Genomic DNA, 15,975 nt, shown 5'->3' on the forward strand with positions numbered 1-15,975 from the left:
TTATGGCTTGCGGCTGACGCATCCCAGGAAGGTGGCAGACATCGCGGCGGTAAGATAGCCATCCTCGAGCACCGCCATTTGAAACTGCACCGGGATCGGACCTTCGGTTTTAAATTCCGACAGCTGCAGGCCAATGGCAGTCCTTTTCTTCGAAGCCACCTCTGACGCACCTTGCGCAAGATTGAAGGACAGTGTTCGCGTGTCGATGGTGGCGCCGGGTTCCACTTTTTGACTTGACGAGGCCACCTTCCAGACGGTGGGCTCGCGCCCTTTCAAGACCTCCCGCAACGATGCACCGTCCCACACAAAAGAGGTCGCCGGGCGGCCATCGGCCGGTTGGGCAGGGCAATCCAGTGCAATCGGTGCGGGCGATGCGGCATAAGCCGTCGATGAAAAGAGTAGGGTGATGGGGAGAATGAGGTGGCGCATAAGCACTGATGAACTCGTAAGAACAGCGCCCAAGCGCCGGGATGGCGGCCATTCTAACGGGAAGGGGAAGGGCGCAGCAGGGCGTGATGCCGCTGCCTCCTCCCGACAATCCTGGACGCGTGACCTACAATGGCTTGAAGAGGCCGCCCGTATCCACGGGGTAATGTGCAGCGGCGAACTGTCGCGCCTTGGCCGCGAAATACGATTGCACCCACGCGTATCGTTCGCCATCCTTGGGAAGTCCCACCGAGTCGGCAATGCTGGCCAGGCTAATGGTGTGACCGCCCGCACCCCAATTGCCTTCAGTCACTTCCTCGATCACGACGAGCACGCCGGCGCCGTCACTGTCGTGTGCACCCAGGCTTTGCATCATGGCCGCGTGCACGGCGATATGCACTTCGGTTTTATGCGCCTGGCTCATGTAGCCTTCGGGAATGGTCACTCGGGCCATGAGGCGCCCTGGTTTGCTCACGAAGGTGTCATCACTGCATCCGCCAACCCACCAATCACCGGCCGGCACCTCAGTGAACAGCACCGATGCGAAGGCGAGGCCGCCCGCAGTACGTGCGCCGCCTTCCATCGTCAACATGACCTCTGTCAGACTTTGGCTCAGCGTGGATTTACGGGCGGTGTCGAGCAACCCGGCAGCGTAATAGACTTGAATGACTGGCATGGCTTTTTCCTTGTCGTCCCTTCCGGGCAAATGGAGTAAGGCTGCAGTGGCGGAAGTCGCGGCATACCTTTGGCAATGGGTTAGGTGTTGCGTCCTATCTTTCGCAATGCATTCGGTGTGGCGTCGTACCCCGCTCAGGGTGGTGTCTCAACGATCAGAAGGTCGGCACCTTCCACATCCGTGCAAATATCGATCGGGCTGTTGCCCCAGATGCCGGTGCTGTCGCGACGATTAAGCGCCGTGCCTCCCACGTTCGCCTCACCTTCAAGCATGAAAACGTACGTACCGTGCGCGGGCGATTTTGGCGTGTATTTGATGTTGACTGCCTCGTCTGCCACAAGGCGCGACACGGTCACGGCCTGGCTGATACGTATTGCGCCGTCGGCATTGCCCACAAGTGGAACAAGTTGATTGCGATGCGCGATGGCTTCAAAACGGCTGCGTGTGTATGACGGCGGAAGAAGCAACTTGTCGGGAAGCATCCACACATAGATGACCTGAAGATCCTCGCTCGCGATGTTCAGCTCACAGTGCTTGCCACCGGAACCAGCCGAAAAGGCGTAGTAATCACCAGGACGCAGTTGGTCCACATTGCCCACCGTATTCACGTGGGTGAGGGTGCCGGCCAATACGAACGCGCAAATGATGAAATCGTGATGGCGATGCATGTTGTAGCCACAGCCCGCGCCACTGAATACTTCGTCGCCGAATACGCGGATACGACCGAACCCCTGGATGCCCGTCTGATAGTTTCCGAAGTTGAAGCTTGAGTGGCGAGTAAGAATGGCATCGGGATGCCCTGCGATATAGCTCGCAGCCCCACCTGTAGAAAGCAACTTATCGTAGCCACGCTCGTGAGCGCGCAATACAAAATTGTTGTTCATGACGAGTTCTCGAAGGAGGCTAGAGGAGGGCGTGCGCACCAACGGAATCGTTGGCGTACGGGAGCTCGACCATTTCGAAACGATGCTTCGGCGTGCCGCAGTCCGGGCAAACCCAGGTATCCGGAATATCGATCCATCGCGTGCCTGGGGCGATGCCATGCTCAGGCAATCCCAAGGCTTCGTCATAAAGGAAGCCACAGCCTAAGCACAGCAAACGCTTAAGAGATTCATCCATGATGTCTCCGTACGGCCGATACGCCTCGACTTGGCTGCGCTAGGTAGCGCGTGACGCATTTATAGCACGCGTCACGCGCTACCTCAAGAAAATTGATATAGTGGAACGGTAGGAATCGATGTTGTGGAGGGGTAGTCAATGTACGGTGCAGGAAATCTGCGAGAGATGGTGCTGGCGCAGTTGCGCTCTCAAATCGTGTCTGGGGAGGCTGCACCAGGCAAAATCTATTCAGTCCCTGCGCTGGCAGCGCAGATGAATGTGTCGACCACCCCGGTGCGTGAAGCGCTCCTGGAGTTGAGTCGCACAGGCATGGTTTCCCCTTTACGCAACCGCGGTTTTCAGGTCGAAGCGCTCACACCTGAAGAATTGGAAAATCAATTCGACGTTCGCATCATGGTTGAAGCCGGCGCGCTCGCGGCCGTTGCGCGACGCGGACTGACCGATACGCAACCGCTGATCAAGCTCGCCGATGCGGTGGCCACTGCTGTAGAGGAGGGCGATGTGGCGCGCTATATCGATGCCGACCATGCCTTCCACGAGGCCTTGGTCGCCAGAGCAAATAACCCGACGCTCACCCGTTTGGTGATGACCCTCCGCGCCGATATGCGCCTTTTTGGAATCAGTTCGCCCGAAGGCAAAGCGCGACAGCAAGCGTCGGTGGCGGAGCATTACGAAATGATTGAGCTCGCTGTCGCCGGTGACAGCGATGCGTTGGCTGCACTGATTACCCGACACATCGAAGCGTGGAAACCATTGTTCATCGCAGCGCTTGCGGAACTGTCGGGAGCTCGAAAAATAAATTAGCCGTCTCCTCTGAAAAAGCGCCAACAGCAGCACGCCGATTTTGGCGACAGCGCTTCAGGTCACACACTCTGTATGCGGAATGCGCAGCTCGATCACCCTTGTTGGAGCTCAAATGACATTCGTCTTCCATCATGCAAAGCCAACCGAGCCACCGCTGCTTATTCCGGCGATCGGTCTTTCTTTGCGGGTGCCACTGCCACCGGAAATGACCGGCGGCAGCATGACTGCCATAGAAACCGTAAACATGCCCGGCTTCGGTCCGCCGCTCCATCGACATCGCGAAACCGAGATCTTTCGGGTGCTGGAAGGCTGCTACCTGTTTCACTGCGACGGTCGCGAATTCGAAGCGGGCGAGGGTGATGTCGTCACCATTCCGGGCGGTGCGGCGCATACGTTCGTCAATATCTCCGACAAACCCGCCCGCCAGTTCATTGTGATTACGCCAGGATTGGACGCCACCGCATTTTTCACTCAACTGGGTGAAATCATGCGCGATGGCGTGCCCGATAAGCAAGCATTCGAGCTATTCGGTCAACGATGGGACGTTGAGTTTCTTGGGCCACCGCTGAAGGTTCCGGGTTAAGCCATTCCGTGCGTATGCCTGTCTGGCGACAGATGAGCAGAAGCCAGCGCCGGCGCATGCGCTTTACTCTGGAAACCGATTCCTCGCACCGCGCGTGCGGGGGCTCTTGGATTTCGTAAGCAATCGTTTTGAGCAGACCGCGCGGGAGATCCCGGCGTGAGCGCGCCAGCGCTTTTTGGAGTTTTCATCTGCAAGTGCCAAAATGCACGATCGACGTAACAGGACGATCAAGATGGACCATGCTGGCGTGTTGGCGGTGGACCACACAGGATTTTCAGTGGCCTCGTTGGACTCGGCGATCCAGTTCTGGACCGAAGCGATGGGTTTCGAACTTGTGCGGCAAGGTGAAATGGGCGGCGCGTTTTTGCGAGAGACGACGGGCGTCGATGATCCGCGCTGCAGGATGGCGTTGGTGGTAGCGCCGAACGGGTATCCGATCGAGCTACTGGAGTATTCGACGGGTCGTACGTTAGGCGAGACACCTGGCAGCGCAGGAGCGATCGGTGCCGTGCATCTCGCTGTCACGGTGGCCGACATTCACGCGGCCATTGCGCGAGTGAAGCTGGCGGGGTGGCATGCGAAAGGTTCGCCGCAGCCGATACCCACTGGCCCTCGAGCCGGTACGCGCGTCGCGTACGTCTCGGGGCCGGACGGCATCATCGTGGAGTTGATGCAGAGACCTGCGTAAGCGACATGGATGCGGGAACCGGGGATGGAAGGAATTCAGGGATTGTTGTAGAGATGGCGCTGGCTTGGTTCACGCTTTTTGTCAGCAGCAGAGCGCATGCTATCTCAGCGAGGCCGAGATTGAGGTTGAACCCGCGCTATGGGTCGGACTCCAGATCATTTAATGTCGTCGTTGCCAGTGATTCCATCAGTCGGTACGCAGCCGAATCCGTGGGCATGCTGGGCTGCCAAAAAATTCCGATCTCCCGCTTGCTCCAGGACTCCGAGATAGGAGTCACTTCTATCGCCATTGTGTGGCGGGCAGTTGCAACCAAGCTCAGGGGTGCAATGCCTACACCTACATCAGCTTCGGCCATGCGGCACAGCATAGCGACACCATCGGCAGACACTCTGCTTCTTAAATTTCGTCCAAGGGCCGCGGCCTGAGCATGTATGTATTTTTGAAGTGCCGATGACGGTTGAAAGGTCAGGAAGTCGTAATCCAACAGTTCGACGAAATTAACCCGTTCTTTTGCCGCAATTGGATGCCACTTAGCCGTCACGGCCACTAACTGGTCAACGAACAATGCCCGACTGGCTAGGTCAGCGTGAGCATCACTTAAGGCAGCCACTCCCAACTCAACTTTTCCTTGCTGTACAAGTTGAAGTGCCTCGTTGCTCGAAGCCTCCTCAAACGCGACGTTGATGCGAGGGTTGGATCTCAAAAAGGCAATTAGCGGTGAGTCTAAAAGTCGAGCTCTGGCAACGAAATTCGTAGCGACTCGGACTTCTCCCTGCAGACCCTGACTTAGGTGCAGCAGATCAAGTTGCAGTTTTTCGGATTGCGCCAACATGTCGTGGGCGTGACGAATAACGACAAATCCAGCCGGGGTCACAGTCACACCGCGTGATTCACGTTTGAACAGTACGACGTCTAGTTTTCCTTCCAACAACTTTAGACGTTCACTCGCTGAAGCAGGCGCTAAAAAGCATGCTCCCGCGCCGGCGGTGATGCTTCCAGTCCGGGCTATTGCTATTACCAGCTTGAGGTCCTGCAGGTCTAAGCGCATAGGTCGGCAAGGCGTTCGGAAAAACCGAAGCGCTCTATCAAAAATTCCAGATTGTCCTATAGGACACGAAGCTTCACGATGATCGCATGCAACACGTGATGTGAGTCGGTCTGAACCTAACCTGGAAAAAATATGATTCGAGATTCGTTGTTTCGAATTGGCGTCTGCTTGTTGGCGGTGAGTGGTTCCATTGCTACAGACGCGATTGCCCAAGAGTACCCCACCAAGCCTATACGGCTGATCGTAGCCTTCCCCCCAGGTGGTGGCGCTGACGCGATTTCTCGACTTGTTGGTCAAAAGCTCGCTCAGGAGCTAGGGCAGCCGGTCATAGTTGAGAATAAGCCTGGAGCTGGCGGTACGATTGGTTCGGATAGCGTTGGTCGATCCTTAGCCGATGGGTACACGTTGCTTGTCGGTCCAGCCAGCCAAGTCATCGCACCGAACTTCTACAAGATGAACGTTGATCCGATCAAAGGATTTGAGCCGATCACCCAAATGGTTAGTGCTCTGATAGTCCTCGCTGCATCGAAGGAGCGGCCTGAATCTTCTTACGCTGAGTTTGTAGACACGGTCAAAAAGAATTCGAATGCAGGGGTTATAGCGAGTTCTGGCGTGGGCACTGTATTTCATCTCTCAGGCGCCCGCTTGGCTACAGCTTCCGGAGTTCAGCTACAACACATTGCTTACAAAGGTGGGGGTCCAGCGGTGACCGATCTTGTTGCTGGGCATGTTCCGGTGATGATCGACACGTACTTCACCTTCAAGCCCTTCGCTGCAACTGAAAGGGTCAAGCTTTGGGCGACGTTGGGATCCGAGCGCTCATCACTTTTACCGAATATTCCGACGTTGAATGAGCTCGGTTACAAGGGCGTCGTCGCAGAGAATTGGTATGGACTTTTTGCGCCAGCTGGCACGCCCACGGCCATTGTTCAGAGGCTAGCAGAGAAGACGCGATCGGCTTTGCATGATCCAGAGCTTGTAGCGAGACTCGCAGAGCAGGGCGCCGTACCTGTGGGCAGCACGCCCGTGGAATTCAAGACTTTCCTTGATGCCGAAAGCGCCAAGTGGGCCGAGGTAATCAGGATCAATCAAATCAAAGGAAATTGAGAGCAATGGAAACCTCAACGAGCAACACTTACGACCTTACGAAAGATGAACTTGTACAAAAGGCGATTGCGCAAATGGACCAGCATTTTGCTGGTGGCCCACAGTGGGACCAGCGCCAACGTCTTGCGTTGCTTTGCCGAATGGTCTATGCAGCGGGCCATGACTCGGGCATGTCGGGTCAGATCACAGTGCGTGGCCCCAATCAGAACACCTACTACACCCAGCAGTTTGGCGTGGGAATGGACGAGACCACAGCCAGCAACCTTTTATTGGTTGACGATGACCTAAATGTTCTCGAAGGCGAAGGAATGGCAAACGCAGCTAATCGCTTTCACATCTGGATCTACAAGCAAAAGCCCGACGTCAACTGTATCGTTCACACCCATCCATTTCACGTGGTGGCACTTTCAACGCTCGAGGTTCCACTCGAGGTAACGTGTATGGATTCAGCTGTGCTTTATGACAACTGCGCTTTCCTGCCGCATTGGCCTGGAATCCCAGTTGGTAACGAAGAAGGGGAGTTGATTGCGAACGCGTTAGGCGATAAGAAGGCTATTTTGCTCGCACATCATGGCCAACTCGTTGCGACGGATTCCATGGATGAGGCATACGTTCTCGCCCATCACATGGAGCGTACGGCGAGGCTTCAGCTAATCGCCATGGCATCCGGGACCATTAAGCCAATTGATCCGAAACTTGGCAGAGAAGCGCGCGACTGGATTCTCACGCCTAAACGCTCGAAGCGAACGTTTGAGTACTACGCTCGAAAGGTGCTTGCTGCCGATCCGCACTGCATCGCTTAACCGCAATAGTTGTAGAGATTTGGGTAGCTGACGGTGGTCTGACTTCACGTATTCATTACGAAATACCGCCGCATCAAGCTCAAGCGATGAGGCTCGAGCTTGGTGCATTACCCAAGTCTGGCTTGAATATTCGTTGCCAGGACTGGCATTGCTCCGTCCTTCCGGACACATCAGATGCCATGATGATGCATGGAGAGAAGAGAGATGGCGCGCAGCAGACGCAAATTCACGGACGAGTTCAAGCGCGAGGCAGTTCGCTGAGCCGAACCGCCTGATGGCAACGTATCGCAAGTGGCGCGGGATCTGGGGCTGGATCCGAGGGTGTTACGTCGCTGGATTCGAGCGATGCAGGTCGGCACCTGAGTGCCGACACCAGGCAAACCGCTCGAGAGTGCGTCCTTCAACAAACGTCACTTTACATAATATACATTATGCGTATTGCAAGGCTATTTATCGGGAAGGTTGATCGCATATCTTCTCCTTCTAAATCACTGCCGTGATCCGTTCAATTGAAGCCGCTTTGACGGTGTCTGAGACTTCCGGCCAGGATGGTACCGAGCTTTGGCTGTCCAACCACAATTTGCCCCTGCTCAGAATGGTTTTGCCGCCGATTATCCTGCCTCGGTTGCTGGCTTCGCCATGACGACACACGCGCTATGATCCGCGGACATGTCGTTCTGCCCAATAGCCGCCGCACAATCCAGCGATCCGCCGCGCTTCCCAATGAATTCAACACAAAGCGATTATGTGCGCGGCGCCTGACGCCCGCGCATTTGCCTTTCATCATCGCAATGCACGAAGACACCGCCTTGATGGCATCGATGGGCGGAACCCGTGACGCAGCAGCCAGCCGTGCTTATGTGGACGGACGCGTACGGCATTGGGCGGATCATGGTTATGGCATGTTCGTCTTGCACGATATCGCCAGTGGCGATCCAGTGGGACGCGCAGGATTCAAGCATGCCGAATCAACGGGTCGGCCCGTCGTCGAAATCGCTTATGCGCTGCTTCCCAATAGCTGGGGCAAAGGTCTCGCGCAGGAAGCCACAGGTGCATTGGCAGCACTTGCTTTTGAGCGACTGCCCGTGGACGGGCTTACCGCAATTACCTTGCAGACCAACAGAGCATCACAGCGCGTGCTTGAAAAGATAGGTATGGCTTGCGTGGGCGTCACCAATGACGCGCCCGAACCCAAAGTCCGGTACGAGATGTACCGAGCGGGCTGCCGCTGACGTCAATTTGCTACGTCGATTTCGCTCCATCCGGCAACGTAAGCCGGCGCACTGACTTGCTTTCCACCCAATCCTGCGTCGCGCCGTTCATCTCCAGGAAATGCGCTGACGTCAGATGAGCCTGGATCGCAGCATCGTCTTCATATACCTCGTAGAGAAAGAACACGCCCTCCTCTGCGGGATCTCTGCAAACGTCGAACTGCAGGCACCCAGGCTCAACCGCCAGCGATTGACGGGCATTTTCCGCCATGGCGCCTTCGAACGCTGCGATATGGGAAGACTTGATTCGAAACTCGACAACCAATACTGCACGCATCAGGTGCTCCTCACGTTATTCGATGGAAAGATTGGCTTTCTGAGCAAGCGCCTTGAATTTGACCGTCTCGTCGGCAATCTGCTTCGTCATCTCTTGAGGCGTGTTGCCAACCGGCTCGGCACCCATGGCGAGCAACTGCTTTTGGATCGATTGATCCTTCAAAATCGCGACGGTGTCGCGATGCACCTTGTCGATCACCGCTTGCGGCGTTCCGGTGGGCGCGAGAAAGCCAAACCACGTTGCAATGTCAAAGCCCTTCAATCCCGCTTCGTCCAGCGTGGGTACGTCAGGCAGCGCTGAGGAACGCGTGGACGTCGCCACTGCCAAAGCGCGGACTTTCCCGCTTTGAATATGCGGCAGGCACGAGGCCACGGTGTCGAACATCATGTCGATACGTCCGCCCATCAGATCGATCAATGCGGGCCCGCTTCCCTTGTAAGGCACGTGCAGGGTTTGCACGCCGGCCATGTCGTTGAACTGTTCACCGATCAGGTGGTGAGCGGTGCCTGCGCCCGTGCTCCCGTAGGTCAGGCTACCGGGCTTTGCGCGCGCCAGTGCAATGAGTTCGGCCACGGATTTGGCGGGCAAGGATTGCGGCACGATGAGCACGTTGGGCACCACAGCCACCACGGTAATCGGCGTTAGATCGCGCTGAAAATCGTAGGGCAGGCTTTTGTAGACCGCCGGCGCGATCGAGTGATGCAAGGCGCCCATCAGCAACGTGTAGCCATCAGGCGGTTGCTTGGTAACGTAATCCGCCCCTAGCGTCAAACCGGCCCCAGGCTTGTTTTCAATGACCACCGTCTGGCCCCACTTTTCACCCAACTTTTGACCCATCAGTCGGGCAAGTTGATCCGTGCTTCCGCCGGGTGGCGACGGCACGATGATGCGAACGGGTCGGTCGGGATAAGACTGCGCATGGACGTTTACGCAGGCAACAGTGATGCAGGCCGCGGCGATCGCGCGGCAAATCAGGCGTTTCATGGACTTGTCTCCAGATGGCGGCTATCGAAGAGCCGCTCTATTCGGTTTTGTGGTCAGGCGGAAACCAGGTTCTTTGCCGATACCCGGTCGATGACGGCCTGCGTGATATCTGTCGTGCCGCTGCTGCCACCAAACTCGCGCGGGCGTACGGCCTGACTCGCAAACGCATCCTGAACAGCAGCGTCGATGATGCGCGCGCCGTCCGCCAAGGCTTCATCGTCGTACTTGCCTGCCATCCAATCGAGCATCATCGACGCCGAGAGGATCATGGCCGTCGGATTGGCAATGCCCTGCCCTGCAATGTCGGGTGCCGTGCCGTGTGCGGGCTGGAACAGACCATACTGATCGCCGATGTCGCCTGATGGTGCCATGCCCATGCCGCCCACCAACGCTGCCACCAGGTCCGAAAGGATGTCGCCGAACATGTTCTCGGTAACCAGGACGTCGTAGCGCCAGGGTTTCAAGACCAGATTCAATGCCATGGCGTCAACGTAAGCGCTGTCGGCACCGATCGTGGGATGGCGTCTGGATTGTTCTTCGAAGATCTTGCGCCAGAACGCCATGGACTGGAAGACGTTGGCTTTGTCGACACTGGTGACATGACCGAGTCGCCCTTGTGCACGGCGCCGCTCGGCCAGCTTGAACGCAAAATCGCAGATGCGCTCGGTGCCGTGACGCGTGATCTTCATCGTGTCCAGCGCGGCGCTGTCGCCCTCCATCACACCGCGGCCACGCGCATAGAACAGCCCTTCCGTATTTTCCCGCACCAGTACCAGGTCGATCGTGGTCGCTTCTGGATGGCTCAAGGGACTGGGCAAGCCGGCGAAGCTACGAATCGGCCGAACGCCGGCGTACAAGTCCAACGCAAAACGAATGTCGAGCTGCGGGATGATCTCGGTGCCATCAGCACCCAATACATGGGGGAGCCCCATGGCGCCAAACAGAATGGCGTGGGCGTCGCGGCACGACTGCAGTGTGCTTTCTGGCAGCGCAACGCCGGTATCCAGGTAGTGCTGCGCGCCGGCGGGGTGCGCGACAGTTTCGAAGCGCCGCCCAATGCGTGGCGCAACTGCTTCCAGCACAGCCAACGCCGACGCCATGACTTCTCGGCCGATACCATCGCCCGGCAATACCGCGATGGCGTACTTCGAAAGTGGTGCAGTCATTAGAGATGATCCCTTGAAGGTGATGGATGTCGAGCCGTTAAACCTGTTGAAGACGAAAGCGTTCGAAGATCGCCAGAAGTTCACGGCTTGCACGCTCTCGATGGGCCCGGTTTTCGCGCACCGCACCCTCGATATCACCCGCGCGCAAACGCTCCACCAGTGCAAAGTGCTCCTTGGTGGAGTTCACGGGTTTGGGCCGTAGCTTCAACGTGAACATGCGTGCCCGATGCGCACGATCCCAGTAGTTCAAAACGGTTTGATGCAACTGCCGGTTGTGCGAAAGCAGGACGAGTTGCTCGTGGAAGCGCTCATCCGCTCTCGCCCAGGCATCCAGATCATCTGCGTCCAGCGCCTCAGCCATATCCTGTGTCGCACGGTCCAGCGGCAGGAGTTCCTCGGCCCCCGGTCCCCGACGCGCCACGATCTCGACGGCCATGCATTCGAGTGCCGTCAATACCTCATAGATCTCGCGCATATCGGCAGGCGACACCGGCAGCACACGCATGCCGCGTCTGGGAATCACTTCAACCAGCCCCTCCCGCTGCAGACAGATCAGCGCTTCGTGAATGGGCGTTCGACTCATTCCGAGCGCTAGCGCAAGCTCCTGTTCAAGGGCCTGGTAGCCCGGCGCGAATACGTTGTCGAGGATTCTCCGACGCAGTTCGGCATATGCCTGGTCGGCCATGGACGGCGTTTCCTGAGGAAGTGCTTGAGCGTTCATCTGTCGGTCTGCCAATCTAGGAGGCTGATAGCGCATTAATTAACGCATACATTAATGAATACGTTAATCAAGCCAATCGATGTTGTCAGTTAGTGTTAACCCGCCCTACGGCGAGGTACCGGCCCAATCCATGGTGCGAAACCACGCTCGGAGGTGATCGACGAAGAGTCGTACCTTGTAGGGCAGATAACGTTTGCTTTGCACAACGGCGAAGATGTCGAGTCCCTCGCACCGGTAGTCAGGCAGAATCACCTGCAGCGCCCCACTCTCGATATCCCGATGAACCATGTAGCGCGGATGCATGGCGATGCCGGCATCACTCCGCGCCAGTTGCATGATGGCCTCGCCGAGATTGGAATTGAACGACCCGCTTACGCGCACCACGTGCTTCTCACCTTGTAAATCGATAAATTGCCAGGCACCCGTCGGCGCCTTCAGGCTGTGCAGCAAGCAGTTGTGCTGCGCGAGTTCGTCGGGGTGAACAGGTTGCCCCTGCTTGTCGAGATAGGCCTGCGAAGCCACGAGCAACTGGGGCACCACAGCGATCTTGTACGCAATCTGGTTGGTATCGCGCAGCTTCGGGGCAATGCGCAGCGAGAGATCCATGTTCTCGGTGATGAGATCGCTGCGTCCATCATCCATCAGCAGCGATACCTGCATGTCGGGATAGCGATCGAGAAACGCATGGATCGCCGGCGCCAGGTGGCGCGCGCCAAACGATGGCGGTGCGCCCACACGAATGCGGCCGCTCGGCCGCTGCACAGGGCTGCGCACCAGATCCTTCAGATTGTTGATCGTCATCGCCAGTGCTTCCGCGTTTTCCAAGAGAATCTCGCCACTCTCGGTGAGATTGACGCGCTTGGTATTGCGAGTGAGCAGCTGCGTTTCAAACTCCGCTTCCAGCCAGGCGATCTTCTTGGTAATTGCCGAGCGGCTGGTGCCCAGGCGCTCCGCCGCCTTGGAGAAGCTCAGGCCTTTGGCCACCTCCACAAATACCTCGATGCACTCCACCGTATTCATCTTCGTCAGCCTTGCGTTTCCAAAATGGAAAAAATGATTTCTCCATTTTGAGGGTTAGCTGGAGTGAGACAGCTCTATAGAATCGTCTCGTCTTCACCGTCTGGACCGCGCCATGGCTCGCCCCGATATCGACTACTACCTCTTCGGTACCCACGTGCGATTCGGCGATGGTTGCGCAATGATGCTGGCGCAGGAGCTCAAGGAACTCGGCTGCCAACGGCCCGTTATTCTGACGCAACCGCGCATGACCGCGTCGGCCGATTATGCTCGCCTGCGCGAGCGCTGTACCGGACTCGCGATCCTCGAATCGCAGGATGTTCCGCAACACGGCGATCTCGACTTGCTCGAAGCGCTGGCTGACCGGGCCCGTGCCCACGAGGCGGACAGCATCGTAGCCATCGGTGGCGGCAGTGTGTCCGATTCGGCTAAAGCGCTCGCAATGCTGCTGGCCGAAGGGGGCAGACTCGCCGATCACACCACCCGCTTCACCCCGCCTGCGAGCGTGACGATCCCGCTGCGCACGCGCCCCAAGCTGCCCATCGTGAGCCTTCCCACCACGGCATCGGGCGCAGAGGTCACGCCGGGCTTCGGCGTGCGCGAGGGCGATCACAAGTTGCTTTTCTGGAACCGTCATCTCGCCAGTACGGCGATTCTCATCGATCCGGCACTTAGTCGCGATGTGCCGATGACGCTCATGCGCTACACCGCAATGAATGGCGTGGCGCATTGCTTCGAGGGCATGTACTCGCGCAACAAGTCGATGATCGCCACGAGTATCGCTTTGCAATCGCTGGCGCTGTTTGCTTCGGCGTTGTGCGCGCATACACCGGAGCGCAGCGATCGGGCGCACGGTGCGGCATGCGACCCGGATCATGATCAACGCGCGACCATTCTTCTCGCGGGCCACCTCTCGGGTGTGGTGCTCTCCATGGCGCGCACCTGCCTGCATCACGCGATCTGCCATGTCATCGGCGCGCGCCACAACGTGGGGCACGGCGCCGTCAATACCGTGATACTGGCGCACGCGCTGCGCTTTAACGCCCCGGTGGTGCATCACGATCTCGCCCCTGCCCTGCGCGTGCTCAACGACGCTGCCGGAACCCATCACGACTCACCTGCCGACTGGGTCGACGCCGTGAATCGCCATTGGGGGCTGCCCATGACGCTATCCGCGCTGGGGCTGAGTGCTCAAGATCTGCCGGCCATTGCCGAACAAAGCATGGGCGAACGCGGCCTTGCGCTCAACCCACGCCCCGTGACGACATCTGCCGACATCCTCACCATCCTGCATCACGCCTTGTAATCCCGCTGGAGACCACATGAGAATTGAACCCAAAGCGAGCGCCATGGGCGCCACCATTCACGACATCGACCTGGCGCAACCACTCTCCGATGCGCAATATCGGGAGATCGAGCAAGCGCTGGGAAAGTACGGCGTGATCAGCTTTCCGAAGCAGCACCTGAACGCGAAGCAGTTGCGCGATTTTTCCGAGACCTTCGGCAAGCTCGAAATTAATGTGGCCAACCTTTATCACGACCCCGAGTTCCCGGAGGTGATGATTCTGTCGAACATGCTTGAAAACGGCAAGCCGATCGGGTTGAGCGATGCCGGTCAGGACTGGCACACCGATATGTCTTACAGCAAGACAATCGCTTTCGCCAACGTGCTCCACGGGATCAAGATTCCTATGCGCGATGGCCAGCCGCTGGGCAACACCGAGTTCTGCAATATGCACGCTGCGTACGAGGATCTGCCGGCGGCGTTGAAGGAGGAGCTCGACGGCATGACGATCACACACGATTTCAATATGTTCTGGGAAATGATGCGACGGGAAAAAGGCAGTAGCCGCCCACCGTTGACCGAAGAACAGCGCCGCCGCAAGCCGCCGGTATCGCATCCCGTGTTTCTTACCCATCCGATCACCGGTCGCAAGGTGCTCTATGCCAATCCCGGCTATTCCACACGCATCAACGAGCTGCCTGAAGCGCGCAGCGAGGAAGTCCTGGCGTTTCTCTTCGCGCATCAGACGCAAGACAAGTACCGCTATCGGCATCGCTGGACGGAGGGCGATGTACTGATGTGGGAAAACATGGGCACGATCCACAACGCGATTCCAGATTATCGACCGGACGAACATCGTCTGATTCGCCGATGCCAGGTGATGGCCGACAGATATTTCCCCGACGCATTCTAAGCAATCAGGAGAGGCGGCCGCAGCCCGCACGCGCGGCTGGATCGATGGCAGTGCCCACGCAAGCGAATCGTCCATTCAAACCACAACAATATCGGAGACAACACCATGACATCACGCAAGCTCCTCGCCTTTGCTGCGCTTTCTCTGGCGTGCCTGACCTCGGCCGCGACACACGCTGCCGATTATCCCGATCGCGCCATTCGCATGGTGGTCGGATACTCGCCGGGCGGCCCCACCGATGTGATCGCGCGCATCGTCGCCAAACACATGAGTCAGAATCTTGGGCAATCGGTGATCGTGGAAAACAAGCCCGGCGCCAGCGCCCACATCGCAGCCAATGATGTGATGCATGCCGCGCCCGATGGCTATACCCTGCTCGTGACCTCGCTCACGTTGAACGTCAATCCACTGCTGTATCCGGATCGTTATCAATACGATCCCATCAAGGCCTTCGTTCCGATTACCAATCTGGCCAATAATCCGCTGGTGATGGTCACCAGCTACGATTCGCCTTACGAGGATGTGGCGAGCCTGATTGCCGATGCCAAGGCCCAGCCTGGCAAGCTCACGTTTGGCTCATCCGGATTCGGCGGATCGGCGCATCTCGCCGCAGAGATGTTCTCGACCGCTGCCGGCGTGAAAATGACGCACGTGCCCTACAAGGGCAACGGGCCTGCGCTGCAGGAGACGATTGCCGGCCGGATATCGTTCATGTTCTATCCCAGCGTGGGCATCGCAAATTACGTGGCCGACAAGCGCCTGCGCGTGCTGGCAGTGGGCACCAACGACCCGCGTCCGGACTTTCCCGGCGTGCCCACCTTGGAGAGCATGGGATTGAAGGGGTTCGAGGAAGGTGCCCCATGGGTTGGCGTGCTCGCGCCCGCCGCAACGCCCAAGCCCATTGTCGACAAGCTGAACAAATCCGCCCTCGATGCATTGGCACAACCGGAAGTGCGTGAGCAATTGGGCGCGCTCGGTTCCGTCGTCATCGGTGATTCGCCGGACGCCTTCCGGCAGTTCCTGATCAATGACAAGCAGCGCTGGGCACAGGTGATCAAGCTAGGCAACGTCACTCCTGAATAAGGCG

General features: G+C 57.8%; 19 protein-coding genes and 1 pseudogene. 10 read left to right on the plus strand and 10 right to left on the minus strand.

Annotated features, from left to right (window positions below; genetic code table 11):
- The 4 genes from EYW45_RS17275 to EYW45_RS17290 all read right to left on the minus strand — a co-directional run bounded on the left by EYW45_RS17275 (position 1) and on the right by EYW45_RS17290 (position 2,221).
- Positions 1-429, minus strand: coding sequence for a hypothetical protein (locus EYW45_RS17275; protein WP_161136664.1), 429 nt, complete (start codon positions 427-429; stop codon positions 1-3).
- Positions 430-553: 124 nt separating this feature from the next.
- A complete protein-coding gene (locus EYW45_RS17280) occupies positions 554-1,102 on the minus strand; it encodes a tautomerase family protein (protein WP_161136665.1) in 549 nt (182 codons plus the stop codon).
- Between the two features lie 134 nt (positions 1,103-1,236).
- Positions 1,237-2,025: a pirin family protein gene (locus EYW45_RS17285; protein WP_202444774.1), complete on the minus strand. Its 789-nt coding sequence runs from the start codon at positions 2,023-2,025 to the stop codon at positions 1,237-1,239.
- A complete protein-coding gene (locus tag EYW45_RS17290; RefSeq protein WP_161136666.1) occupies positions 2,006-2,221 on the minus strand; it encodes a rubredoxin in 216 nt (71 codons plus the stop codon). Before EYW45_RS17290 ends, EYW45_RS17285 begins: the two co-directional genes overlap by 20 nt.
- A gap of 138 nt (positions 2,222-2,359) precedes the next feature.
- On the opposite strand from EYW45_RS17290, the gene EYW45_RS17295 reads away from it, so the two are divergent.
- The 3 genes from EYW45_RS17295 to EYW45_RS17305 all read left to right on the plus strand — a co-directional run bounded on the left by EYW45_RS17295 (position 2,360) and on the right by EYW45_RS17305 (position 4,296).
- A complete protein-coding gene (locus EYW45_RS17295) occupies positions 2,360-3,025 on the plus strand; it encodes a GntR family transcriptional regulator (protein ID WP_161136667.1) in 666 nt (221 codons plus the stop codon).
- 79 nt (positions 3,026-3,104) lie between these two features.
- Positions 3,105-3,608 carry a cupin domain-containing protein gene (locus EYW45_RS17300; RefSeq protein ID WP_235939102.1) on the plus strand — a complete coding sequence of 168 codons (504 nt, stop codon included), beginning with the start codon at positions 3,105-3,107 and terminating at the stop codon, positions 3,606-3,608.
- Positions 3,609-3,840: 232 nt separating this feature from the next.
- Positions 3,841-4,296: a VOC family protein gene (locus EYW45_RS17305; protein ID WP_161136668.1), complete on the plus strand. Its 456-nt coding sequence runs from the start codon at positions 3,841-3,843 to the stop codon at positions 4,294-4,296.
- Between the two features lie 136 nt (positions 4,297-4,432).
- Here EYW45_RS17305 and EYW45_RS17310 read toward each other — a convergent pair whose 3' ends face one another.
- Positions 4,433-5,344, minus strand: a complete 912-nt coding sequence (locus EYW45_RS17310; protein ID WP_161136669.1) for a LysR family transcriptional regulator — start codon at positions 5,342-5,344, stop codon at positions 4,433-4,435.
- 132 nt (positions 5,345-5,476) lie between these two features.
- Between EYW45_RS17310 and EYW45_RS17315 the strand changes: the two genes are divergently transcribed.
- The 4 genes and pseudogenes from EYW45_RS17315 to EYW45_RS17330 all read left to right on the plus strand — a co-directional run bounded on the left by EYW45_RS17315 (position 5,477) and on the right by EYW45_RS17330 (position 8,486).
- A complete protein-coding gene (locus EYW45_RS17315) occupies positions 5,477-6,451 on the plus strand; it encodes a Bug family tripartite tricarboxylate transporter substrate binding protein (protein ID WP_161136670.1) in 975 nt (324 codons plus the stop codon).
- A 5-nt stretch (positions 6,452-6,456) separates the two neighbouring features.
- Entirely contained in the window at positions 6,457-7,254 is a 798-nt protein-coding gene (locus EYW45_RS17320; RefSeq protein ID WP_161136671.1) for an aldolase, read from the plus strand.
- Positions 7,255-7,536: 282 nt separating this feature from the next.
- Positions 7,537-7,617, plus strand: a pseudogene (locus tag EYW45_RS25045) (hypothetical protein); the annotation flags it as partial.
- Positions 7,618-7,910: 293 nt separating this feature from the next.
- Positions 7,911-8,486, plus strand: a complete 576-nt coding sequence (locus EYW45_RS17330; protein WP_161136672.1) for a GNAT family N-acetyltransferase — start codon at positions 7,911-7,913, stop codon at positions 8,484-8,486.
- Positions 8,487-8,496: 10 nt separating this feature from the next.
- Here the strand turns inward: EYW45_RS17330 and EYW45_RS17335 are convergent, their stop codons facing one another.
- The 5 genes from EYW45_RS17335 to EYW45_RS17355 form a co-directional block, all read right to left on the minus strand.
- A complete protein-coding gene (locus tag EYW45_RS17335) occupies positions 8,497-8,802 on the minus strand; it encodes a putative quinol monooxygenase (protein WP_161136673.1) in 306 nt (101 codons plus the stop codon).
- A gap of 15 nt (positions 8,803-8,817) precedes the next feature.
- Complete coding sequence (locus EYW45_RS17340) at positions 8,818-9,786, minus strand: Bug family tripartite tricarboxylate transporter substrate binding protein (protein ID WP_161136674.1); 969 nt, start codon at positions 9,784-9,786, stop codon at positions 8,818-8,820.
- 53 nt (positions 9,787-9,839) lie between these two features.
- Positions 9,840-10,952: an isocitrate/isopropylmalate dehydrogenase family protein gene (locus tag EYW45_RS17345; protein ID WP_161136675.1), complete on the minus strand. Its 1,113-nt coding sequence runs from the start codon at positions 10,950-10,952 to the stop codon at positions 9,840-9,842.
- Positions 10,953-10,989: 37 nt separating this feature from the next.
- A complete protein-coding gene (locus EYW45_RS17350) occupies positions 10,990-11,709 on the minus strand; it encodes a GntR family transcriptional regulator (protein WP_235939104.1) in 720 nt (239 codons plus the stop codon).
- Positions 11,710-11,778: 69 nt separating this feature from the next.
- Positions 11,779-12,693 (minus strand): LysR family transcriptional regulator, encoded by a 915-nt coding sequence (locus tag EYW45_RS17355; RefSeq protein ID WP_161136676.1) that lies wholly within the window; start codon positions 12,691-12,693, stop codon positions 11,779-11,781.
- Between the two features lie 112 nt (positions 12,694-12,805).
- On the opposite strand from EYW45_RS17355, the gene EYW45_RS17360 reads away from it, so the two are divergent.
- The 3 genes from EYW45_RS17360 to EYW45_RS17370 all read left to right on the plus strand — a co-directional run bounded on the left by EYW45_RS17360 (position 12,806) and on the right by EYW45_RS17370 (position 15,971).
- Positions 12,806-13,996, plus strand: a complete 1,191-nt coding sequence (locus EYW45_RS17360; protein ID WP_161136677.1) for an iron-containing alcohol dehydrogenase family protein — start codon at positions 12,806-12,808, stop codon at positions 13,994-13,996.
- Between the two features lie 16 nt (positions 13,997-14,012).
- Positions 14,013-14,888, plus strand: coding sequence for a TauD/TfdA dioxygenase family protein (locus EYW45_RS17365; protein WP_161136678.1), 876 nt, complete (start codon positions 14,013-14,015; stop codon positions 14,886-14,888).
- A gap of 105 nt (positions 14,889-14,993) precedes the next feature.
- Positions 14,994-15,971, plus strand: a complete 978-nt coding sequence (locus EYW45_RS17370; RefSeq protein WP_161136679.1) for a Bug family tripartite tricarboxylate transporter substrate binding protein — start codon at positions 14,994-14,996, stop codon at positions 15,969-15,971.
- Positions 15,972-15,975: the final 4 nt, after the last annotated feature.

Origin of the sequence: Schauerella aestuarii, assembly GCF_009866805.1 — a bacterium.
Classification (GTDB): Bacteria; Pseudomonadota; Gammaproteobacteria; order Burkholderiales; family Burkholderiaceae_B; genus Schauerella; species Schauerella aestuarii.

Excerpts from the sequence above, each read along its gene's own strand:
- EYW45_RS17365 (WP_161136678.1), top strand. The coding sequence starts at position 14,013 with ATGAGAATTGAACCCAAAGCGAGCGCCATGGGCGCCACCATTCACGAC.
- EYW45_RS17345 (WP_161136675.1), bottom strand. The coding sequence starts at position 10,952 with ATGACTGCACCACTTTCGAAGTACGCCATCGCGGTATTGCCGGGCGAT.
- EYW45_RS17370 (WP_161136679.1), top strand. The coding sequence starts at position 14,994 with ATGACATCACGCAAGCTCCTCGCCTTTGCTGCGCTTTCTCTGGCGTGC.
- EYW45_RS17305 (WP_161136668.1), top strand. The coding sequence starts at position 3,841 with ATGGACCATGCTGGCGTGTTGGCGGTGGACCACACAGGATTTTCAGTG.
- EYW45_RS17295 (WP_161136667.1), top strand. The coding sequence starts at position 2,360 with ATGTACGGTGCAGGAAATCTGCGAGAGATGGTGCTGGCGCAGTTGCGC.
- EYW45_RS17315 (WP_161136670.1), top strand. The coding sequence starts at position 5,477 with ATGATTCGAGATTCGTTGTTTCGAATTGGCGTCTGCTTGTTGGCGGTG.
- EYW45_RS17350 (WP_235939104.1), bottom strand. The coding sequence starts at position 11,709 with ATGCGCTATCAGCCTCCTAGATTGGCAGACCGACAGATGAACGCTCAA.
- EYW45_RS17330 (WP_161136672.1), top strand. The coding sequence starts at position 7,911 with ATGATCCGCGGACATGTCGTTCTGCCCAATAGCCGCCGCACAATCCAG.
- EYW45_RS17360 (WP_161136677.1), top strand. The coding sequence starts at position 12,806 with ATGGCTCGCCCCGATATCGACTACTACCTCTTCGGTACCCACGTGCGA.
- EYW45_RS17280 (WP_161136665.1), bottom strand. The coding sequence starts at position 1,102 with ATGCCAGTCATTCAAGTCTATTACGCTGCCGGGTTGCTCGACACCGCC.
- EYW45_RS17320 (WP_161136671.1), top strand. The coding sequence starts at position 6,457 with ATGGAAACCTCAACGAGCAACACTTACGACCTTACGAAAGATGAACTT.
- EYW45_RS17275 (WP_161136664.1), bottom strand. The coding sequence starts at position 429 with ATGCGCCACCTCATTCTCCCCATCACCCTACTCTTTTCATCGACGGCT.
- EYW45_RS17290 (WP_161136666.1), bottom strand. The coding sequence starts at position 2,221 with ATGGATGAATCTCTTAAGCGTTTGCTGTGCTTAGGCTGTGGCTTCCTT.
- EYW45_RS17355 (WP_161136676.1), bottom strand. The coding sequence starts at position 12,693 with ATGAATACGGTGGAGTGCATCGAGGTATTTGTGGAGGTGGCCAAAGGC.
- EYW45_RS17335 (WP_161136673.1), bottom strand. The coding sequence starts at position 8,802 with ATGCGTGCAGTATTGGTTGTCGAGTTTCGAATCAAGTCTTCCCATATC.
- EYW45_RS17340 (WP_161136674.1), bottom strand. The coding sequence starts at position 9,786 with ATGAAACGCCTGATTTGCCGCGCGATCGCCGCGGCCTGCATCACTGTT.
- EYW45_RS17310 (WP_161136669.1), bottom strand. The coding sequence starts at position 5,344 with ATGCGCTTAGACCTGCAGGACCTCAAGCTGGTAATAGCAATAGCCCGG.
- EYW45_RS17300 (WP_235939102.1), top strand. The coding sequence starts at position 3,105 with ATGCGCAGCTCGATCACCCTTGTTGGAGCTCAAATGACATTCGTCTTC.